Consider the following 20,650-nt stretch of genomic DNA (forward strand, 5'->3'; position numbering starts at 1 on the left):
CAGGAAACAACACTTAAATTATGCCAAGAGCATGGTTGCGCCGGCCATGCTCTTTAGTTTATCTCGTCAACCGCCGCGAGAGTTAAACAGCGATAAAATCGAAATAAGTGCGGCTAAGGCTCAGGTGGGGTCAAAACCCCACCTGAACCAATTCTTCTTTATAAATCAAAGATAAATGGAGATAATGCTCAATATAATGATAATGCAGCATATTTCAGCCGCTCATAGTATTTGCCATGATTGTGTTAATTGCAATACTATTTCTTGTGAGTTAGCACTCGCTACTAATGAGTGCTGACAAAAGGGCTTTTCAATGCCAGCTTACAAGGCAAAAGGAGGTTTTCAATACATGGCTGAAGCCGGCAAACAACAGACAATGGAATTCCAGGCCGAGGTCAAACAACTGCTGGATATTGTGATTAATTCCCTTTATACCGACCGGGAAATTTTTTTACGGGAGCTGGTATCCAACGCCGCCGATGCGCTGGAAAAATTGAGATACCGGACCATTACCGATAAAGAAGTGGCGGATCCTGATTTACCCCTGGAAATAACCATAGAAGTAAACGAGCAGGATAAAACGCTGACCATCAGCGACACGGGTATCGGTATGACCATGGACGAGCTGGTGGAAAACCTGGGAACCATTGCCCGGTCGGGCTCCAAAGCATTCTTGCAGCAGCTGGCCGAAGCGGACAAAAAGGATTTGAATTTAATCGGCCAGTTTGGGGTGGGTTTTTACTCGGCGTTCATGGTGGCTAAAAAGGTACGGGTATTAACCCGCTCCTTTGCGCCCGGTGCTGAGGGCTGCCAGTGGGTTTCCGACGGGCTGGGCAGTTATTCCATCGAACAGGTTCAGGATCTCACCCGGGGTACCAAAATTATACTGGAATTAAAGGACGATGCCGGGGAATTTGCTTCTCCCGACACCATAAAGCGTATTATTAAGCGCTACTCCAATTTTGTACCCTTTCCCATTATTATGGGGGGCGAAAAAATCAACACGGTACAGGCCATCTGGGTACGCAATAAAAATGAAATCAAGGACGAGGAATATACCGAATTTTACAAGTTTATCGCCAACGCCTTTGATGAACCATTTTACAGGCTGCATTTTTCCGCAGACGCCCCACTGGCCATAAACGCGCTGTTGTTTGTGCCCCAGGAAAACCTGGAGCGCTTTGGTTTCGGCAAGACCGAGCCCGGGGTTTCCCTGTATTGCCGCAAGGTAATGCTGCAGCAAAACGCCGAGGGGCTGTTGCCCGAGTGGCTGCGTTTTGTCAAGGGTGTGGTGGACAGCGAGGACATTCCCATTAACATTTCCCGGGAAACCATGCAGGACAGTGCTTTGGTGGCCCGGCTGCGCAAGGTGCTCACCGGGCGTTTCCTCAAGTTTTTGGGCGAGCAGGCCAAGTCCGACCCGGATAAATACAGCGAGTTTTGGAAAAAGTTCGGTATTTTCCTTAAGGAGGGCGCGGCTTCGGATTTTGCCCACAGTAAAGACATTGCGCCGCTGCTGCGCTTTGAGTCTTCCAAGTCCGAACCCGGTAAGTACATTTCCCTGGATGATTACCTGGGGCGGATGCCGGAAAAACAGAAGCACATTTATTATATCAACGGGCCGACCCGGGAAATAATCGAAGCCGGTCCCTACCTGGAAGCGTTTAAAGCGCGGGATTTGGAAGTTATTTATACCCACGAGCCCGTGGATGATTTTGTGCTGACCAACCTGGCCCAGTATAAAGACAAGAAACTGGTTTCCGCCGACCAGTCGGAACTGGACCTGCCGGAAATAGAAAAGGATGATAATAAAGACAATGACACCGGTGCAGGCGAGGCTAAATTGGAGGGAATGGAGCTCAAAAATCTGCTGGCCTTCATCAAGCAGGCCCTGGGTGACAAGGTTAGTGAAGTGAGGGAATCCAAGCGTTTGGTGGACAGCCCGGCAGTGCTGATCAATATGGACGATGGCATGACCAGCAGCATGCAGCGGGTGATGCAGGCGCTGCACAAGGATATGGGCGGTCTGGGGTATGGCAAAAAGGCACTGGAGGTAAACCCCGGGCACAGGCTGATCAAAAAACTCGAGGCCCTGCGCCGAAAGGACGAGGACTTTGCCACCCTGGCGGTGGAACAAATTTACGACAACGCCCTCATTGCCTCGGGATTGCTCACCGACCCCCGGGAAATGGTGGACCGCATGTACCGCATACTGGAGCGGGCGCTGGGGGAATAAACGGGCGGGCTTATACAAAACAGTCATTTAAAAGTTAAGGGCTTTTATTAAAAGTAACCCCACCGGTTTTTGCACCTGGTGGGGTTGCTCTAATAACGATTATCATTATGCTTATTATAGGCAAACAGGTATAATTGGTGCGGTACTAATGCGAATTTGGCGTGAATTGGGGGGGGACTTCCAGCCACCCTTTAAGCTTGCCGTATTTGCACATATCATTAAATATGTCCAATTCATCTTTAGCAAAATTTATCATAATATCTCTCAATGCATCATTAGTTATTATAGATCTGATAGTTTTGACATGATTATCTAAAAAAGCTTGAATTCCCGTGAAAATCTGTTTAAACATAAACCTGTCTTCCAGTATCCCGGTGCCGGCAGGAATCCTGACGCTCTTGGGGGGCCTGTTGGGCAGGGGTATACGGTATCGATTCAGCTCCTTTTCCATTATATCAACTTCTTTTTCTAAAGTTTTGGTTAAACCCCTCTGCAACAGGATTTTAAAATCAGGATCGTGACCGAAGTTTTGATATATCTGGGTAATTTCAATAATATCGTAACGTGACACCAGCATATCCCACAATAAAAATGCTTCCCCGTTATCTAAAGCAGGCTGCTGTGCCGTTTCCGCCTTGCCGATATGGAAATTGCCAATTTGAACCACCCGATTTCCTCCTTTCCGATAAGGATATTATTAACCAAAAATTTTAGGAATATGAAAATGAAATATTTTATCTACCGGCAAATTGGATACAACCCCAGTTAAAGGGAAACCCTAAAATATCAACATGCTTATCATGCGTGGAGGGTTCCTATGACCAAGACCGGATTCAAAAGACTGCCCAAACACATCGGAGTGATACCGGACGGAAACAGAAGGTGGGCTCAGAGCAAAGGGTTGCCTAAACAGGATGGTTATCAAAACGGGCTCAACCCCGGTTTAATGCTGTATGAATTATGCGTGGAACTGGGTATCCCGGAGCTAACCTTTTATGGTTTTACCCAGGATAACACAAAACGCCCGGCGGTGCAGACCAGGGCTTTCCAGAAGGCCTGCGTGGATGCTGTAAACATGCTGGCCAACCGGGACGCCTCCCTTTTGGTCATTGGGGATTATGAATCCCCCCTTTTCCCCCCGCAACTCCAGGAATACAAGCAGAGAAAAACCTTCGGCCGGGGCTTAATTAAAATTAATTTTCTTGTTAATTACGGGTGGTGGTGGGACCTGCATCATTTTTACAATATGGACCCAACCGGCGGTGGCGGAGTTAAAAATACTAAACGCAACGTGTTGGAAGCCATCGCATCCCGTGATGTTTCCCGCATCGATTTGATCATCCGCTGGGGAGGACGGCGCAGGCTCAGCGGTTTTTTGCCCGTTCAGTCGATATACGCCGATTTTTATGTGGTGGATGACATGTGGCCTGATTTTCGAAAAGAACACTTTTATGAAGCCCTGCGGTGGTACGAAACCCAGGACATCACCCTGGGCGGTTAAAGGGGTCAGGCTTAAACTTTCTTAAACTAACTACTGATCCTTAAGTGTTGGGTATTGTTTCACAGATTGTTTACGGAATATAAAGCACCGCTGATTATGTAAGGCACTGCTGACCCACGCGGCAAAGGTCAGTGGTGCCCGGCCATTAAAAATACAGAACTAGCCCGTTGTGTTAAAACAGCGGGCGTAATTTTTTAACTTAATGCTAAAACAATAGTAATAGCTTTTTAACAAAACTATTATATTATATTTATTTAATATAATGGCAACTTAGCCGGAAGGTTCAATTGAACCGTGATAAACGCCGGCTTAAAAATGAAAGGACCGGTTCCTGTAATGAGCAGCAGACATTTTGTTGACCGGGTGGGACGTGGCTTTACTCTATTCTGTTTGGCATTGGTGTTTTTGTTAACCATTACGGTAATTTATGTCTTCGTGTCCAAGGGCCTGGCCATTTTTTTTATAAACGGGATAAGTCCGGCCGAGTTCATATTCAGTAGCCGGTGGTGGCCGGGCCGTCCGGTGGAAGAAGGTGGGCCGCTGGTGGGGGCCGGGGCTTTCATAACGGGCTCGCTGCTGGTTTCCATGCCGGCGGTGGCGGTGAGTGCCCCTTTGGGGATTATGGTGGCGGTGTTTATCGTGGAAATTGCCCCGGAGTGGGGGCGGCAGGTTCTGCAGTCCGCTGTGGATATGCTGGCCGCTATCCCGGCGGTGGTGTATGGTTATGTCGGACTTGTTTGGCTGGTACCTTTGATTGATAGGCATCTTGGCGGCGGGGGTTTGAGCCTGTTGGCCGGTTTTTTGGTGCTATCGGTGATGATACTGCCAACCATTATTAGTGTCTCCACAGCCGGCCTGCGCGTTTTACCGTTGGAATTAAAACACGCGTCCTATGCCCTGGGTTCCACCCGCTGGCAGACCATTCGCATGGTATTGCTTCCGGCTGCCCGTTCCAGCCTTGTCACCGCCGTGGTGCTGGGTATGGCCCGGGCCTTTGGCGAAGCACTGGCGGTACAGATGGTTATAGGTAACACCCGGGAATGGCCCACATCAATTTTAAGCCCGGTAACGACCTTGACCAGTGTTATTACCATGGATATGGGGATGTCTGTTACTGGTACTGCCTGGAACAATGCCCTTTGGACCATGGGCCTGCTGCTGTTGTTGATGTCCTTAGGCCACATACTGGTGATCAGGCTGGTGATGAGGAAGGAGGCTGTCCGGTGAATGCACTGATCAAGGACCGCCTGGCTACGGCCATGTTTTGGGTGGCTGCCGGCCTGGTTTTGTTTATTATGGGGTCACTGGTGGGCTATATTCTTTATCATGGCCTGGTGTCCATGGACTGGCAGTTTATTACTTTATCGTCACATGCAATCGAGGCGGGTGATGGTATTATCCCGCAGATTTTTAACTCCTGTTATCTATTATTACTAACCATGATTATATCTGTACCTACCGGTCTATTGGCGGGTATTTATCTGGCTGAATATGCGGGGTGCGGTCCCCTGGCCGAAATGGTGCGGGTAGCCATCCAAACGCTGGCCTCACTCCCCTCCATTGCCGTGGGTTTGTTTGGCCTGTTACTTTTCGTCAATACAACGGGCTGGGGGTATTCCCTGGTGTCCGGGGCACTGGCTTTAACAATATTGAACCTGCCCTTTTGGGTGATGCTTTTTGAACAATCCATCCGGGGTGTGCCCAGGGAACTGGCCGAGGGCAGTTTGGCCCTGGGTGCCACCCATTGGCAAACCATCTGGCATGTTATTATACCCAGTGCCTTACCCGCTTTGGTTGCAGGTACTTTTATTTGCTCGGGTCGTGTTTTCGCTGAAGCGGCGGTTTTATTATACACCGCCGGTATGAGCAACCCGCCGCTTAATTTCTCCGATTGGAATATTTACAGTACTACCTCTCCATTAAATCCTTTTCGCCCGGGGGAATCACTGGCGGTCCACATATGGAGGGTCAGTTCAGAGGGTATGGCCCCCGGAGTGCGGCGTGTGGCGGACGTTTCGGCGGCCATACTGGTGCTGGCGGTGCTGGCTTTCAATTTCGCAGCTTGCCGGCTGGGCCGGTACACCCAAAGGCGGGTGACAGGACACAGGGGGACGGTTCCACTGCTTCCATTCCCCTACAAGCCAACAACCTTCCTGAAAAATGATAAAATTTTTTCCCGAGACAGAGATTAATTTTAAAAACTACGGAACAAAAACAGGATTATTATCGTATAAAATATAGATACTGGTCATGCTGCCAGTGCAACCAGTAATTTTAGGTAATTGCGATTTTTTTTCCGAAGGGAGGAAAATGTTGCGTTATAAAAAACTGATCTTAACAATTTTTACTTTGGTGGCTTTTTGGCTGCTGCAGATCCACCAGGCTTTTGCCGGCGGTAATATTTTCGTTTATGTGGATGATAAACAGGTGGAATTTGATGCCCGGCCCATCATAGAAACTTCTTCCAACAGGACCCTGGTACCGTTTCGGCAGATATTTGAAGCACTGGGCGCTGAAGTGTGGTATGACAATAATGTAAAATCTGCTTTTGGTCACAAGGGAGATCTCACCATAGAGCTTCCCGTTAATCAAAAAGTGGCTTATAAAAACAATAGTAAAATACAGTTGGATGTGGCTACCCAGGTGGTCAACGGGCGCACCATGGTGCCATTGCGGTTTATCGGTGAATCACTGGGGTGTCGTGTGGACGCGCGAAATATACCGGCGGGTTTAAGGGTGGATATAGCCTGGATGGATTCCGGACAACCGGATAATTTTCGTTCACTGGAGGAAATAAAAACAACGGCGAATGATCTGGAACTGGTATTAGAACTTAAGGTTGAAGACGGGGAAAACAAAATTTTTCAACTGGGTAATCCCGACCGCCTGGTAATCGATTTGCGGAATACCACCAACCGGGCCAGTGAAATGATCAAATTAGATGATCCCGTGGTTTCTTCCATCAGAACAGGCCAGATGGATAGCACCACCCGGGTGGTCTTGGATTTAAACGATGAGATAAATTACCGGGTGGAAAAAAGTGAGGGATCATTAATAATCAAAATTAATCACCCGGCAGTTGAACCTGGTGAAGGGGATGCCGGTCCGTCCGGACCAGGTGGACAAGCCGGGCCGGGGGAAGCAGGTGAACCGGGTTTGCCGGGTGGATTGGATGAAAAAACCGAACCGGTTGACCCCGCCGGTCAATCCGGACCACCAGCACCGGAGGTAGACGATAATTTAATAATCCTTGATCCCGGACATGGCGGTAAAGATGTGGGGGCCATAGGATACTCGGGAAAATATGAAAAGGACCTGGTTTTTAATATAACCAGTCAACTGAAAACCGCCCTGGAAAACGAAGGATATAATGTGATATTAACCAGAACTGACGACAGCTATGTATCCCTGGAGGAACGGGTCAATATCGCTGATCGCACCAATGCCTTTGCTTTTATCAGTATCCATGCTAACAGTGCGACCAACTCTGCGGTGGAGGGTGTTGAGGTCTTTAAATTCTATGGATCGGATCCCAGGTTGGCTCAAAATGTATTGAATTCGATACTCAGGCAAACGGGACAGGTCAATAGAAAGGTAAAAGAAGCGGGTTTTTATGTGATAAAAAATACTTTAATGCCCGCCATCCTTATTGAGACCGGGTTTATCAGCAATCCCCGGGAAGAAGCTTTTCTTTGGGACCCGCAAAACCAAGAGGCTATTGTCCGCGGCATAGTTAATGGGATAATGGATTATCAAGGGAGATAGGTAAAATTACCTGCAGCATTAAAATGGCTGCAGGTAATTTTTTAGTTTATAGCACTCAAAAGCGCCTTTATTATTAAAATAGGTCCAGCTTATTTTTATCGGGACGTAAATTTAGAATTGCAAATTCCCAATTTTCATTCATATTTTGTTCATAATGCTGGGCAAAATAAAGTCAGCGCAATAAAAGTGCACCAACATTATTGCAATGTGAGGAAAGGAGGTGTGGCTCTGAAGAGGAAAATAGTTTCCTTAACAATTGTGCTGCTTTTGGTGTTTGGCATCGTACAAGTAGCTGCGGCTTCCGGCATGGGCTGGGGTGATGGCCCGCGTATGCTAAAAAGTGAAAAGTGGGTCAATCCGGTGGAGGCACTCAACCTCACTGACCAGCAAATTGCTAAAATGCGGGAAGTTAATCAAAGCACTTACGAGCAAACCCGTGAACTGCGCATTAAAATGATGGATTCCATGCACGAGCTAAAACAGTTGCAGTTGCAGAAGAACCCGGACAAAGCTAAAGTGGAAGCCAAGGTCAAAGAAATTAAAGATCTACGCCAAAAAATTCACGGTATTGTCCAACAGAGTAGGCAGCAATGCCAGTCTGTACTCACCCCGGAGCAGAGGGCTAAAATGAAAGAACTAAAGTATTAAAAAAAAGCATTGCCTTCAAGGGGTAATGGACAGTAAGTATTTGATAATGGCACAGCGGGGGCAGTTTTTCATAGCCCCCCTTTTTTATTTAGATGTTAAAGCTGGTGGGAATGAGGGACCGCATAAAAAAACGCGAGCCTGTGAACTCACGTTTTTACACCGATCGAAGTTATGGCTTTGCTGATGTGTAAATTTTGTATATAATAAAAGTCTATATGGCGATTCATGAGTAAACATAATAAATAGTTATTGATATCAACCCAATGGGACACCATATAAACATTAATGTTTATCAAAGGAGGCAGTTTATGTGAGTGACATAGATGTATTAGTCAGGGAAAAATTTGTACCCTTTAGAAACCGGATTACTGATGCCCTGGGTGAAAAATACCCCCAGCTATTTTCTTTCTTTAACATGTACTTAGCGGGGAAAAAATTTAGCGTTGGGATGCAAATTACAGAGGACGGGCGAAAAGTAAGTGATTATACTTTACTTGTCGAGGGCGTAAAGATTACCGGTGTTGAATGTGGTGTGTTAAGCCCCGAGGTGCAGCATCCATTTGGGGTGATTAAGCCCTATGCCATTGTTGAAAAGGACGCCCTGGAGAAAATGCTGCAGGACGAGCAGAGTTTTATTGATGAAACATTTACCATGATCCAAAAGTATTTACCGGACATTACTATAAAGTTTATGAGATAATCTCTCCAGCCAGGAGCACGGGAGTATGGGGAGGGTTCCCTAAACGGGCAAAAGGTACGGGCACCGTTCCCGTGCTTTATTTTTGTCAATTTGAATCAAGATGAGAATCCCAAGGTCAATATTCATAAACTGGTATTAGGGTTTGTGATATGATAATATAATTATAATCTGCCTAGGAGTTCTTGCGTTTTTAAGAGAGTCATTTTAAAGGAGGTTCTTGATCCATGCAATGCCCTAATTGTCAAAAGGCTCTGCAGGGGGATTTTAAGTTTTGCCCTTATTGCGGTGTAGAATTAATTAATAATAACACTTGCCGGAACTGCCATAAAGAAGTTGACCCGGCTTGGGTATCCTGCCCATACTGCGGCAGCGATTTAAGGGCGCCGGTCCAGCGTCCCGCCCGCCAGCAACCGCCATACCGGCCGCCTCAACAACCGCCATATGCTCACGGCCACGGGCACTATTATGATAGCAGTTCCGGCGGTCGTTACCGTAAGCGTAAAGGATTTTTGGGCCGCCTGTTTTCTTGAAAAGAAACGCCATGTATCAGGGGATATACCATTGAGATGCCCCTCGGCGGCGGAAGTTACGGCGTGGTGCTTAAAGCCACTCGCGGGGGCCGCAGCTACGCTATTAAAGCAATAATCAATGAAGGTAACGAATCATCTGAAGACCTTATAATGAGATTTAATCTGGAGTCGGAAATACTCAGCCGGGTTAATCATCCCCGGATACCGGGATTTGTCGAGGCCTTTTCCCAGGCCAGTGTCCATTACCTGGTCCAGGAGTATATTGAGGGGTTGCCGCTGAGTTACCTGGTGCAGAATGGCCATCGTTTTACTGAGGCGGAGGTAAAAGGAATTATCTATCAACTTTTGGTGATCCTAAAGGCTCTGCATAATCCCCGGCTGCCCAAAAATGCCGTTATACATCGTGATTTGCGTCTTTCCAACCTCATGTTAAATGGCGATAATCTCTACTTGATCGATTTTGGCATGGCCAGGTTTATTGATTCGGGGCAGTGTCCCCAGTGCCTCGACCCGTTGCAAAAAAAATTTGTTCCGGTGCATCACCTTAAAGATAATTATGCAACGGTTAAAGATGCTCCGGCACAAAGACATATACCGGGTCCCCATACCTATCAGTTGTTGCGCCGGGAGATATCACCGCGCAGTGATTTATTCGGGGTTGGGGTGGTGGCCGTCGATATGTTCACAAGCTGGGTGGTGGATGAAATGTTATTTGAAAAAAGGTGGGATGAAGTGCTTCCTTTATCCGAGCCCTTTAAAAAGTTCATTAAGAAACTGCTTAGCCGGGAAGGTTTTACCACCAGTGCAGAAGCCCTGGAATATTTAAGTGCAATAAAAAAGAGTTAAGGAAGCAAGGGAACCGTTCCTGTGCTTCCTTACTTTTCCGACTTGGTAATCTCAATAAATACCTCAACCAGTTTTGGATCAAACATAGTTCCGGAACAACGCTTGATTTCCTCAACGGCTTCGCCCGGAGTCATATTCTTTCTATAAACACGGTGAGATGTCATGGCATCATAACTATCGGCAATTCTGATGATCCTTGCTGCTAATGGAATGGCTTGTCCTTTGATTCCGTCGGGGTAGCCCGAACCGTCATAGTTTTCATGGTGATGCAGAATTATAGCGGAAATCGGCACCAATTGGGTGACGGGTTTAACAATGTCACTGCCCCAGCGCGGGTGTTGCTTGAGAATATTCCATTCAATGTCATTAAGGGCCTCTGGTTTATTTAAAATATCCCTGTCTATTTCAATCTTGCCTATGTCATGTAAAGAAGCAGCATATTTCAGTAGTTTCATTTCATTTTCCGGAAGGTTCAACCTTTGACCTATTTTAATGGATAAATCGGTGACCCTTTCCGAATGTCCGAAAGTGTAGCGGTCTTTTGCATTGATTACTGATATCAGTGTGCGTATCGAATTGAAAAGCTCTCTTTCATTTTCATTTATATCAAGATCTTCAAATACCGAGAAATAAAGTTCAACTTTATTTTTATGAAAACTCTTGGCCTTATAAAGTGCATAATCGGCGTGTTTTATTAATTCTTTGCGGGTAATACCATGGGCAGGGCTTGTGGCTATACCACAGGATATTGTTATTTTTCCTCCGGGTTGATATTCCTCTCCGTAAAATCCTTTGGATTCAACCAACTTGGTTATATTTTCGGCCACCCGTACCGCGTCATTACCATCGCATCCCGGAAGTAAAACGATGAATTCATCACCGCCGTATCTTGCTGCAAAACCTTCTTTTATATTTTCTTTTAATAAACCGCCGATAATCATTAAAACATGATCTCCCTCAAGATGGCCAAAACTGTCATTGTAGTTTTTAAAGTAATCGATATCGATAATTATTAATGATAAGGGGTTCTCCCGGGACACAGTCTTAAAATATTCTTTTAATTTGTCCTGAAAATAACGATGGTTATATAACCCGGTTAGCATATCAGTGTTTGCGATTTCGTTCAGGTGTGCCCTATGTTTTGTTTCCAAGTCTGCTAGTCCACCGATAAACCATCCAACAATAAACATTAAACTGATATATATTAAGATAGACTCCAGAGCCGTTGAGATGCTTATCGCTCCAGGCTCAAAGGTTATTTGGTAAGCTATTAGAACTAAGCTGCATAATGAGGCCATTAAAATACCCGGTATTTTACCCAAAACCGAGGCGGTAATTAAAATGGGTAACAGTAGTATTGCTTCAGAGTAAGAAAAAGTCTTATGGGAGATAAACAATGTTGATATTGCCAGAACAAGCGGTAAAGCAAAATAAATAATGTCTACATATGATAAAGGAGTTGAAAAGCCCGGTAATAAACGAACCCTGGTAATATATAAAACGACAATGATAAGTCCAATCAAACAAAACAATAAAAAGAATACAATGTTGGCAAAGGGATAGAAATAATTTCTCGGAAATATAGTAAAATCACTTAAAATAAAAGCAATGACAAATATGAGAAGACAAAGAATATGGGTAATCGTAATATATTCATATAGCTTTCTTTGCCTTTCTTCCTCCGTAATCAAAATAAACCCACCTCATTGGAAAAAGGTGGTATAAAACCACCTTTACCTGTGCTATTTTCTTAATGCTTTGGGTACTTCGGGCTGGTAATGCCAGGCAATGCAAGTAGGAGTTGCTATAATGGTTGTTATAAACAGCATTGCAGTTACGGAAAAATAACATAATTTGTTGATAATTTTTTTCATCAATGGTTCACCTCCCTTGATCCTATTTTTAAATTATCTATGTATGACATTACATGGTGTCCGAAACGGGTTAAATTAAAGCTCGTCCAAAACACAGACAATACAACCGCTGCCTGTGCTTCAAGCGCATATATCCAGGAACTTTGCCGGAGCAGTATAATAGCTACCGATATAATGCCCATAATGATTAATGCCATTATTTTCAGTCTTTTTCTTCTGGCGTCGGATAAAATGGGCGCCGAGGGAGAATCCACAGGTGCCAGTAGGATAATTAAAAATGTTCCTATCAGCACTGCCGCAATTGCCAGGCTATCAAGATATATTTGTTTAATATGAGACAGGTATGAGGCTGCCACCGATATAGACAAGAAAACCACTGCCGTGATCAAGGCACAGCGCCACGGCGAATTGGAATGTGCCCCCCCGGCGGTTTGTCTTAACATTGCCACCGTAATCAAACAGGTAATAATACCCGGCAATGTGCCGAAAAAAAGACCCAGCAAAAGTATATTTAAAGTATTAAAAATATTAATTAAAGTTACTTCAATAAAATAAGTAACAATTTCTTCTTGTTCATCTGAAATCCCTGTTCGTGCTGATAAATAGCCTGCTATGCGTTTACTGATTGGCAGGTAACTCATATTTTCCACCCATTCAGTACCGGTTTATTAATTTTGGAGATCAGCAAAGCTAGAATAAAAACTATTATGGCCTGCGGAAGTCCGATTAATATCCATAATAATTGATCAGTCGCTGCCGTTTGAAGGTTAAGATGGGTTAGTTTTGAAATAGCCAAATGAATAACTAGTTCGAGAAGTATTAAAATTAGTATACTTGATATGGTTACTATAAAACTTTTAACTGGTGATGTACGGGTTGTTTTAGAGATAAAAAGAACAATCATTAGAAGTACAGCTATTGTGTGAAGGCCAAGCGCAAAGGGTAAAAGCTTAATTGCCGAACCTATAATGGATATGATAGCCCCGCCTATTGCTATAGGAACCCACCGTAGGGGGATTCTTGCAAATGCTAAACTTAAACCAGTGGTAGCGATGGTTTCCGGAATGCCTTGCAATAAAAAAAGGATATCATTCACGACCTTATCTCCTTAATTTATGTACAGCGTTGATACTTACTCCCCTTATCCGGCCTGCCAGAAACGTGTAGCTTCAAGGGAAGGTAAATGTTTCATCCTTTATCACTTGTTTCTTGTTTCATTATTATATCACATTCAGCATAGTTGTCCATTTAGTATATTAAAAACTCAATATGCCCGAAAATAATACCCTTGGTAAAAAATTTATCAAGAAAAAAAACAATATCCTCAACTTAAAACCGTTTGCATATGGGCAATACAACCATTGGGGTAGTGGCACCAATGGTAAACTGTCCAAGGCCCGGGGCCGACAAGGTGGCCCGGATGGCCAGCGATGGCTATGCCTGCTATACATACCATGTTTGACGGGGATATTATATTGGCCATGTTAACCAACAAATTGTTCCGAAACCGGACCCGGAAAAATAGTTTTCGACTTTGCGCGTTTGGGGCAAGAAAAAGCGCTTTAGTAGAACGATGATGTTCTATTAAAGCGCTTTTATTAAATATTAGTTCCTTTATGTCCGAATTGTAACAAAAATGTAATAAAATACATAAATTGGTATCGTAAGTATAAAATCCAAAAGGAGGCCATAAAAAATGTACGAAGTTGATGCTGTTGCAGCGGAAAAGTTTATCAAGAAAAAGGCATTGGATGTTAAGGCTACCGATCAGGCATTGTGTGATAACACGCCCGTTACACCGACACCGATAACAACGGCCATTGCCAAAATACCGGTTGTTCTTGCGGAGTTAACTGTACAAATTAACGTTGACGCAAAGATTAACCTACCTGAACCCGCTATAGAGATAAAGCGTGTAGGAAAGCGCTTAAAAGTTACCCAATGCCGGCTTTTGCAAAATACAAATAAATTATTCATCAGTGGATTTGTACGCAAGAACATTGAATACTCCACTCGTAAATCATCAAACCGCGATGGTATTTGCGGGAACATCAGTCACTGCACAGTTGATGTGCCCTGGAGCTGTGTAACAGCCGTAGATTTCAACGTTGGCACTCCGGCCCCTGCCTTATTTAACTTTGAAAATCAATTTGAATACTTGGTTGAACAAGATCTTGGTCCTAAATTCCCGGCCAAAGACCGGTTAATGTCCGGCGATCTGACCGAGTTAAACCAGGTGAGCACCGAATTTTTTAACGAATTGCCGTTTTGCGAATTAATCAGTGCCACCATTACCGAGTTTAATGAAGCAGTCAACCGTAAGGACCCGTACGGAGAGAATCCTTTCGAGGAATTCGAATTCACAAGCATCCAGGAAAAAATGGTTATTGATCTCACCCTTAAAATACTGCAAAATCAACAGGTGGAAATCAACGGTGTCAGCAACAATGGTTAAAGGGTAACTGCCCGGCAATAAAACCCGGCCTGTTTGGAGGAACCAAGATGATATTATCTTGGTTCCTTTTGATAACAGGTTTTTTGTTTGATTAAAGTCATGGTAACCAGGTTAACTTCAACAGTTGCCTTTTTGACCGGTATAACTCTGTGAACTTTGGCAGGTAGTTCGCAGGTTATTAATGGCTCTGTCTTATTATAAAATCTACCGGGTTTGTTTATTTTCCGCCGGGCTCGTGGAAGCAGTAAATCCAGTTTCATGCTGGATATTTTATTTAAGTCTTCCCTATCTTTTATTTCTATAACAATTGTTTCTCGTGAATTGCTAATATTCATATTGTTCTCCCTCCTTTTATCTCTAAATTACGCAATCAATGGTAGGTCATAGCTGTCCTATATTAAGCATTGTATGTACTTGAGGCAAGGATTTTTTTGTAACGCAATTCGGGGAATAAGAATATTTAATTATTATATGCAAAGTAAATTACAGGAGTCTATTATGGGGGGGTATTCTAATGGCTTGGATACCGGGTTCGATAGAATTTACATCACTACCCGAACAGCAAAGTTGTTTTGAGGGAAACATAAAGATAAAAAAGGTAAACGAAATAGTTTTTCATGGCGTTGTTACCGAAGGTGAAGAACAGAAACCTGTATCAGGGGCAGTGGTTGAGGTATTTGCCCGCTTAGGCGATAACCAGGAATTGCCTCTCAGTCATTCATTTAGTGGCCACGACGGGCACTATTTGCTATATGTTGATAAAGAGGTAATACCGGACGGCACCACCGCAATTATTGTTAGGGCCAGCGCCGGCAATCCTGCCTCTGGCATGGGGTAATTCATATTCAGGGAGCAGATTTTATGGAAGAGAACTTAACCGGTCAGGCCGGTGCAAAGCAATATATAGCGGAACAGAAAAATGACGGGCGTTTATACTTTTACGGTAGGGTTGAGGACAACAACGGTCTGGGCATTGATAATGGCGTCGTACTGTTGTTTGCCTGCTATGGCAATAAAATAGAAAAACTTCTGGCCAATACCTTTACTGACCAGGAAGGCAATTATCTTATTACTATACCAAAGTTTACCAATTATTCCGGGCTTTTAGGGTATAAATTAAGGGCTGGTAAGTCCCAGATACCAAGTAAAGCATTTGGTTACCCGGATATTTGCCCCAAAGAAAAATATAAAGAACCGGAATTGAATACTATTACTGCTGAATGTTATGTGAAAGAATGTGCGGAAAAGCCGGATAACCTCAATTACGAAGTGCGTTTCAACGTATCGGAGCAAGATAAAAATATTAATCAAGAAATTAGTTTTAACTTGCCCGCCGAAGGTCATGTTGTCAAGGTATTCAACCTGGTTGAGGTAGGTGAAAGTGAATATCACTGGCCGGGTGCTAAACAGGCCATGGCATCATTTGAGGCTGTGATAATGGAACCAGAACAGAAGTTAATTAATAAAAAGGAATGTATATATAGTAAAAGAGATTTAACTTTTGATATTGATATCACTCTTGTTTTACTATTGCTTGGTATGTTCGGGATTATTGGCTGCTCGAAGGTTCCGCGGGAGAACAACTTATAACCTCTACGTTGGCCGGCTTTTAGGGTGTTTTTTGCAGGTGGCAGCACCAAAGCTACTATTTGAATAAACGTTATAACAGGGCCTCCCTTGTAAAAAGTGTAAAATTACACTAAAGCAAACCAATTACCCGCCCCAAATCGTAGCTGTTTTGGAACAATATATATTCCTTCATCGTCAGATTATACAAAACCGGCAAAGGGGGATTGGGATTTGATACATGCTCATGTGGTTTTGCACGGTATAGAAAAGGAGGTTGTATATTGAAGCCTAAATACATGTTAATTGCATTACTCTCAGTTTTATGTCTACTTTTCCTTGGCACCGGCTTTGCCAGTGCGGAAACTGAGCCGAGCAACGTTATTACAGTTAGCGGAAACGGGGTTATAAGCGTGGCCCCAAATGTGGCTGACGTAAATTTTGGAGTGATTACCGAAGCAAATGATGCGGGAACGGCCCAAGCCAAAAACTCTGAAATAGTTAATAAAGTTATAGCCTCTTTAAAAAACAGCGGTATACCGGCCAATAACATCAATACCGCTGGGTACTACCTTAATCCAAAATATGTTTACGATGAAGGGAAAGCACCAAAGGTCAGCGGTTATGAGGTGCGTAACGAGATAACAGTGACGGTGCGGGATATCACAATGATAGGTAAAGTTATAGACCTGGCGGTAAAGAGCGGGATTAACCAGGTTCAAAATATCAGATTTTATGCTGAAGGCAGTACGGAACAAAAGGCCAAAGCCTTGACCCTGGCCATACAGGACGCCCGGGCCAAGGCGGATGTTATCGCCGCGGCACTGGGCAAAAAAATTGTCGGCATCAAATCCGCCAGTGGTAACTGGTATGATAATACACCGCAACCCATCATTTTCGAAAAAAGACTGGCTTTGGGGGCCGGAGCAGATGGTGCCATGTCTACCCCGATAAACCCCGGCCTGGTGGAAATCAGGGCAAGTGCGGAGATCGTTTATATAGTCAATTAAACTGTGTTATAACCAGCATCATTCAAGTCCCGATTTTGGCCGGCGCTGGTCACCGGCACTCTTGTGTGCGGTGACCAGTTGTTCCGACCGGGGTAATACTCTGCCCCGCCAATGGAGATAAACGTTAGTTGGTTACTCTGCAAAATAAGCCCTGATAAAGTCAGGTACATTATCACCCACAAAACTACCGTATTCTAAATGCTCTTGTTCCTTTCCATAAAAGCTAATTATATATTTATCGTCACTGGCGGTATTACGGGTAAAAGCTGTATCCAAAACCCATTGATGGAGATATTCCCTTAAACAGGTTTCAATTTGTTTTTTATCCTTGATTTCCAATCTCTTAACGCTTTCATTGCCCGGTTGACCGGTTGGGGCAAGGCCGCGCCTTCTTTTTTCCTCCCATTGCTCCCGGTTTTCCACCCGTTCCACCACGGCATAGGATATTTCCTCCGGTAAAACTCTGGCTTTTTGATAATAACCTTTTTCTTTTAGCCAGCTTTCCAGCAAGTAATCGTATTTATGCCAGGAAGCATGGATTTGTATATCCTTTTCGTGCCGTTCAATTGTTTGTGGTAGGTTCTCAATCAATTGGAGGTATTTTTCCACGTTATTTTCGGTAATCAACAAGCTTATGCTGGCCCATGGCTCTTTTTCCTCCGTCATCTGTTCATAAGTTGCTCTCATAACATCCTGTTTCATAATATCTATCGCTTCTTTTATCTCCGCCGGATCTAATATAACCGCCTCTTTATAACCACCGGTTCTCATATTGGGCCGCAGGGTGATTTTCTCCACGTCAGCGGGATTGACATGCAATATATCATAATACATTTCCTTGTACTCTTTTGATTCTTTGATGGGTTTAATAAAACCAGTGTATTTATCGTAATCAATTTGATAACCCCTGGTCATGGTACTTCCGTCGCTTAGATGGTAAATAAAAAGGGCTTGTCTTTTTTTGTTCTGGTTTCCTGTCAGGTAATTATCTTTTTTGTCTGCAATGATGCTCCGGTGCAGCTGGAAAATGTGCTGCAGGTTGTCTTGATCCGAGAATATATCTTTCCGGTTATCTTCACCGATGTTGTGGTAATAAAAACTGTTGCTGAAATAAACCTGTTGTACTTCCCCCAGCTCCGGCAGCCTTTTCTCATAACCGATCAGGTCGAACCTGACGCTCAGCAGTAAAATGATAACCACTGCGCCAAAAGCTGCATAACCTTTAAAACTCTTTGCTTCCTTAAAGAATCCCAGCGATTTTTGCAATAATATTTCGGCCACTACATAACCAATTAAAGAGCCCGCCAAATATCCAAAAACCGTCCAGGCAAGGTTTTGTTGGGTTTGCTGAAAATAAAGTCCTCCCAGCAGCATAGTACAAAAGGTAACACCGTATTTAAAGATATTGCGTAACTTTTTAAAGGCAATTGACTGGGTGGCAGTTTCCAGATCTCTTATTTTATACAGGTAATTAGCCAGCAAGAATAAAACAGCGCAGATGGTCACATAAGCCAGTACTTCGGTGCTGCTCATGGCCCGTTCACTTAAAGGATTAAAACCTTCCATGATCCTAGTAATGGGGGAGAGTCTTACTGATTGATAATCAGTATTAGGCATAAAGCCATATACAAAAAACTCGAGATTTTGTGTTACTAAAACAATTATACCAACCGGAAAAAGCAAAAGGATATAGGTTAAAACACCTTGCACCGTGGACATGCCCACCAGCATACCAACAAATACACAGGTAAGGAAAATCGTCAAATTCATTAAAGTGGTTATGCCCATCCACCTGAATACATCATTGATACTGTAGTAAGTGCCCAGATCAAGAAATAGCTGTAACATGATAGAGATAATTCCTGTAATCAATACCGGTGATATCAACAATACAATCCCGGCCAGAATATGGCTTCTGTAAATGCTGCTTCTTTTAATCGGAAGGCTGTGCAGCGCATCCGCCGGTATCCTGACGTGCAGGTAGCGAAATAGAAGAATAGCCAGTCCAACCGGTACCGTCAAAACTAAAATACACTGGAATTCTTGGTTTATGAATAAAAAGAGATTTTTAAAAAGGTTTTTGTCAGTAATGTACTCGTTACCCAGCATCATTAATATATTTAACGGAATTACAAAAATTAGTGCCAGGGTGTAAGCCACTGCCACCCAACTATATTTCCTAAAATCGTTTACTAAAAAACCTTTATTTAAAAATGACGTTTTTGATTTCATAACCAATTTCCCCCATCTCATAAATAAATATTTCTTCCAGCGTCAGAGGCAAAATATCCAATATCAGGGGCTGGTACCGGGAGATGTGTTTGATGATTTCATTCTTCTTCCCTCTGATAATAAAGAGCTGGACACTGCCTCTTTTTTCACGGTGCAGGACATCATGATCTTTAAATATATCAATTGGAACATCATGCGGAAAAGCTGCCTGTACCTTATGTATGTCGGATTTTAAATCATCAAGTTCCTTTTCCACAATTAATCTGCCTTGATGTAATACACCTATGCAGTCGCACAGATCTTCCAGTTCCCTCAAGTTATGGGAGGATATCAACACGGTCATTTCCCTGTCGGCTGTATCTTGAATAATTAAATTTCTGACTTTACGCCTCATAACCGGGTCCAAACCGTCCAGAGGTTCATCTAAAATTAAATAATCGGGCTTTATGGCCAGAGCTAGCCAAAAAGCAGCCTGACGCTGCATACCCTTGGACATGCGCTGTATTTTCTTTTTTTCATCAAGCTGAAAAACATTTTTTAATTGTTGATAACGTTCTTTATCCCAGTTGTCATAAACCTGTTGGTAAAACCAGGCCATATCTTCGACAGTGTATTGAGAGAAGAAGTATAACGAGTCGGGGATAAAGACTGTTTTAGATTTAACCTCTATATTCTCAAAAACCGGTTGGTTGTCGATTAGAACCTCCCCCTGGTCCTGGCGATAAATTCCGGCTAATATTTTTAATAAGGTTGTTTTTCCGGCACCATTTGATCCCACCAGGCCGTAAATGGAACCCTTTTTCACGTTGATACTGACACCGTCCAGCGCTGCCACGTCATCAAACTTTTTTCTAATGTTTTTAGCTTCGATCATTTTTTTCTCCCCCCGTGATCAAAACGTCCACCTCAGAGATGATTTTAATAATTTCTTCCTTTTTCATGCCCAAATAGATTGCTTCAGATAAAATCTTGACCAACTCTTCCCTGAGCCTGGCTAATTTCTCGGCATTTCCTTTGCGCGCGACCCGGGCGACAAAATTGCCCTTTCCCGGTATTGAATAGATATAGCCCTGTCTTTCCAACTCCCGGTAGGCCTTTTGGATGGTGTTGGGATTTATAGTCAACTGGCTTGCCAGTGTACGCACCGAAGGCAATTGTTCGTCTGGTTTTAAAACCTCGCTGATAATCAGTTCTTTAAATTTCTCCACCAGTTGTTCGTAAATGGGTTGCCTGCTTCTTAAATCCAGGTCAAACATTAACTCCCTCCTTTCCAGTCTTAACCGTACT

General features: G+C 43.7%; 22 protein-coding genes. 13 read left to right on the top strand and 9 right to left on the bottom strand.

Features of this window, described 5'->3' with window-relative positions; translation table 11 throughout:
- Positions 1–349: 349 nt before the first annotated feature.
- A complete protein-coding gene (htpG, locus tag LX24_RS08230; protein WP_166511668.1) occupies positions 350–2,236 on the top strand; it encodes a molecular chaperone HtpG in 1,887 nt (628 codons plus the stop codon).
- 145 nt (positions 2,237–2,381) lie between these two features.
- On the opposite strand, the gene LX24_RS08235 is transcribed toward htpG, so the two are convergent.
- Positions 2,382–2,903 carry a DUF3231 family protein gene (locus tag LX24_RS08235; RefSeq protein ID WP_166511669.1) on the bottom strand — a complete coding sequence of 174 codons (522 nt, stop codon included), beginning with the start codon at positions 2,901–2,903 and terminating at the stop codon, positions 2,382–2,384.
- 150 nt (positions 2,904–3,053) lie between these two features.
- Here LX24_RS08235 and uppS point away from each other — a divergent pair, with 150 nt between their 5' ends.
- The 8 genes from uppS to LX24_RS08275 all read left to right on the top strand — a co-directional run bounded on the left by uppS (position 3,054) and on the right by LX24_RS08275 (position 10,226).
- Positions 3,054–3,737 carry a polyprenyl diphosphate synthase gene (gene uppS / locus LX24_RS08240; RefSeq protein ID WP_166511670.1) on the top strand — a complete coding sequence of 228 codons (684 nt, stop codon included), beginning with the start codon at positions 3,054–3,056 and terminating at the stop codon, positions 3,735–3,737.
- 336 nt (positions 3,738–4,073) lie between these two features.
- Entirely contained in the window at positions 4,074–4,964 is an 891-nt protein-coding gene (pstC, locus tag LX24_RS08245) for a phosphate ABC transporter permease subunit PstC (protein ID WP_166511770.1), read from the top strand.
- Positions 4,961–5,929, top strand: a complete 969-nt coding sequence (pstA, locus tag LX24_RS08250; protein WP_166511671.1) for a phosphate ABC transporter permease PstA — start codon at positions 4,961–4,963, stop codon at positions 5,927–5,929. The genes pstC and pstA overlap by 4 nt, the downstream gene beginning before the upstream one ends.
- A gap of 118 nt (positions 5,930–6,047) precedes the next feature.
- Positions 6,048–7,502, top strand: a complete 1,455-nt coding sequence (locus tag LX24_RS08255; RefSeq protein WP_207706565.1) for an N-acetylmuramoyl-L-alanine amidase — start codon at positions 6,048–6,050, stop codon at positions 7,500–7,502.
- Between the two features lie 222 nt (positions 7,503–7,724).
- Positions 7,725–8,150 (top strand): Spy/CpxP family protein refolding chaperone, encoded by a 426-nt coding sequence (locus LX24_RS08260; RefSeq protein ID WP_243131677.1) that lies wholly within the window; start codon positions 7,725–7,727, stop codon positions 8,148–8,150.
- 310 nt (positions 8,151–8,460) lie between these two features.
- Positions 8,461–8,850 (top strand): hypothetical protein, encoded by a 390-nt coding sequence (locus LX24_RS08265; RefSeq protein WP_166511673.1) that lies wholly within the window; start codon positions 8,461–8,463, stop codon positions 8,848–8,850.
- Between the two features lie 224 nt (positions 8,851–9,074).
- Positions 9,075–9,380, top strand: a complete 306-nt coding sequence (locus tag LX24_RS08270) for a zinc ribbon domain-containing protein (protein WP_166511674.1) — start codon at positions 9,075–9,077, stop codon at positions 9,378–9,380.
- A gap of 36 nt (positions 9,381–9,416) precedes the next feature.
- Positions 9,417–10,226, top strand: coding sequence for a serine/threonine protein kinase (locus LX24_RS08275; protein ID WP_166511675.1), 810 nt, complete (start codon positions 9,417–9,419; stop codon positions 10,224–10,226).
- Positions 10,227–10,255: 29 nt separating this feature from the next.
- On the opposite strand, the gene LX24_RS08280 is transcribed toward LX24_RS08275, so the two are convergent.
- Genes LX24_RS08280 through LX24_RS08295 form a run of 4 tightly spaced genes read right to left on the bottom strand, consistent with a single transcriptional unit; the run spans position 10,256 to position 13,196 of the window.
- Positions 10,256–11,917 carry a bifunctional diguanylate cyclase/phosphohydrolase gene (locus LX24_RS08280; RefSeq protein ID WP_166511676.1) on the bottom strand — a complete coding sequence of 554 codons (1,662 nt, stop codon included), beginning with the start codon at positions 11,915–11,917 and terminating at the stop codon, positions 10,256–10,258.
- Between the two features lie 51 nt (positions 11,918–11,968).
- Positions 11,969–12,100 (bottom strand): cyclic lactone autoinducer peptide, encoded by a 132-nt coding sequence (locus LX24_RS08285; protein WP_341473565.1) that lies wholly within the window; start codon positions 12,098–12,100, stop codon positions 11,969–11,971.
- A complete protein-coding gene (locus LX24_RS08290) occupies positions 12,100–12,741 on the bottom strand; it encodes an accessory gene regulator ArgB-like protein (RefSeq protein WP_166511677.1) in 642 nt (213 codons plus the stop codon). Before LX24_RS08290 ends, LX24_RS08285 begins: the two co-directional genes overlap by 1 nt.
- Entirely contained in the window at positions 12,738–13,196 is a 459-nt protein-coding gene (locus LX24_RS08295; protein ID WP_166511678.1) for a hypothetical protein, read from the bottom strand. Before LX24_RS08295 ends, LX24_RS08290 begins: the two co-directional genes overlap by 4 nt.
- Before the next feature lie 600 nt (positions 13,197–13,796).
- Between LX24_RS08295 and LX24_RS08300 the strand changes: the two genes are divergently transcribed.
- Entirely contained in the window at positions 13,797–14,555 is a 759-nt protein-coding gene (locus LX24_RS08300) for a CsxC family protein (RefSeq protein WP_166511679.1), read from the top strand.
- Positions 14,556–14,608: 53 nt separating this feature from the next.
- On the opposite strand, the gene LX24_RS08305 is transcribed toward LX24_RS08300, so the two are convergent.
- Positions 14,609–14,890, bottom strand: a complete 282-nt coding sequence (locus LX24_RS08305; RefSeq protein WP_166511680.1) for a hypothetical protein — start codon at positions 14,888–14,890, stop codon at positions 14,609–14,611.
- 179 nt (positions 14,891–15,069) lie between these two features.
- Here LX24_RS08305 and LX24_RS08310 point away from each other — a divergent pair, with 179 nt between their 5' ends.
- From LX24_RS08310 to LX24_RS08320, 3 genes are all read left to right on the top strand, one after another.
- On the top strand, positions 15,070–15,393 hold the full coding sequence (locus LX24_RS08310) for a hypothetical protein (protein WP_166511681.1): 324 nt from the start codon (positions 15,070–15,072) through the stop codon (positions 15,391–15,393).
- A gap of 23 nt (positions 15,394–15,416) precedes the next feature.
- Positions 15,417–16,145: a hypothetical protein gene (locus LX24_RS08315; RefSeq protein WP_166511682.1), complete on the top strand. Its 729-nt coding sequence runs from the start codon at positions 15,417–15,419 to the stop codon at positions 16,143–16,145.
- Between the two features lie 275 nt (positions 16,146–16,420).
- Positions 16,421–17,131 carry an SIMPL domain-containing protein gene (locus LX24_RS08320; protein WP_279233195.1) on the top strand — a complete coding sequence of 237 codons (711 nt, stop codon included), beginning with the start codon at positions 16,421–16,423 and terminating at the stop codon, positions 17,129–17,131.
- A gap of 132 nt (positions 17,132–17,263) precedes the next feature.
- Here LX24_RS08320 and LX24_RS08325 read toward each other — a convergent pair whose 3' ends face one another.
- From LX24_RS08325 to LX24_RS08335, 3 genes are read right to left on the bottom strand one after another with little or no spacing between them, the layout of a single operon-like run.
- Positions 17,264–19,363: a DUF6449 domain-containing protein gene (locus LX24_RS08325; protein WP_166511684.1), complete on the bottom strand. Its 2,100-nt coding sequence runs from the start codon at positions 19,361–19,363 to the stop codon at positions 17,264–17,266.
- Positions 19,335–20,237 carry an ABC transporter ATP-binding protein gene (locus tag LX24_RS08330; protein ID WP_166511685.1) on the bottom strand — a complete coding sequence of 301 codons (903 nt, stop codon included), beginning with the start codon at positions 20,235–20,237 and terminating at the stop codon, positions 19,335–19,337. Before LX24_RS08330 ends, LX24_RS08325 begins: the two co-directional genes overlap by 29 nt.
- Complete coding sequence (locus LX24_RS08335; RefSeq protein WP_166511686.1) at positions 20,224–20,619, bottom strand: GntR family transcriptional regulator; 396 nt, start codon at positions 20,617–20,619, stop codon at positions 20,224–20,226. The genes LX24_RS08330 and LX24_RS08335 overlap by 14 nt, the downstream gene beginning before the upstream one ends.
- Positions 20,620–20,650 lie beyond the last annotated feature (31 nt).

This window comes from Desulfallas thermosapovorans DSM 6562 (assembly GCF_008124625.1).
Taxonomy (GTDB): Bacteria; Bacillota; Desulfotomaculia; order Desulfotomaculales; family Desulfallaceae; genus Sporotomaculum; species Sporotomaculum thermosapovorans.

Coding starts and splice junctions, on each gene's coding strand:
- LX24_RS08320 (WP_279233195.1), top strand. CDS start 16,421: ATGTTAATTGCATTACTCTCAGTTTTATGTCTACTTTTCCTTGGCACC.
- LX24_RS08285 (WP_341473565.1), bottom strand. CDS start 12,100: ATGAAAAAAATTATCAACAAATTATGTTATTTTTCCGTAACTGCAATG.
- LX24_RS08335 (WP_166511686.1), bottom strand. CDS start 20,619: ATGTTTGACCTGGATTTAAGAAGCAGGCAACCCATTTACGAACAACTG.
- LX24_RS08255 (WP_207706565.1), top strand. CDS start 6,048: ATGTTGCGTTATAAAAAACTGATCTTAACAATTTTTACTTTGGTGGCT.
- LX24_RS08305 (WP_166511680.1), bottom strand. CDS start 14,890: ATGAATATTAGCAATTCACGAGAAACAATTGTTATAGAAATAAAAGAT.
- LX24_RS08270 (WP_166511674.1), top strand. CDS start 9,075: ATGCAATGCCCTAATTGTCAAAAGGCTCTGCAGGGGGATTTTAAGTTT.
- LX24_RS08330 (WP_166511685.1), bottom strand. CDS start 20,237: ATGATCGAAGCTAAAAACATTAGAAAAAAGTTTGATGACGTGGCAGCG.
- LX24_RS08325 (WP_166511684.1), bottom strand. CDS start 19,363: ATGAAATCAAAAACGTCATTTTTAAATAAAGGTTTTTTAGTAAACGAT.
- LX24_RS08275 (WP_166511675.1), top strand. CDS start 9,417: ATGCCCCTCGGCGGCGGAAGTTACGGCGTGGTGCTTAAAGCCACTCGC.
- LX24_RS08315 (WP_166511682.1), top strand. CDS start 15,417: ATGGAAGAGAACTTAACCGGTCAGGCCGGTGCAAAGCAATATATAGCG.
- pstC (WP_166511770.1), top strand. CDS start 4,074: ATGAGCAGCAGACATTTTGTTGACCGGGTGGGACGTGGCTTTACTCTA.
- LX24_RS08300 (WP_166511679.1), top strand. CDS start 13,797: ATGTACGAAGTTGATGCTGTTGCAGCGGAAAAGTTTATCAAGAAAAAG.
- LX24_RS08310 (WP_166511681.1), top strand. CDS start 15,070: ATGGCTTGGATACCGGGTTCGATAGAATTTACATCACTACCCGAACAG.
- htpG (WP_166511668.1), top strand. CDS start 350: ATGGCTGAAGCCGGCAAACAACAGACAATGGAATTCCAGGCCGAGGTC.
- LX24_RS08290 (WP_166511677.1), bottom strand. CDS start 12,741: ATGAGTTACCTGCCAATCAGTAAACGCATAGCAGGCTATTTATCAGCA.
- uppS (WP_166511670.1), top strand. CDS start 3,054: ATGACCAAGACCGGATTCAAAAGACTGCCCAAACACATCGGAGTGATA.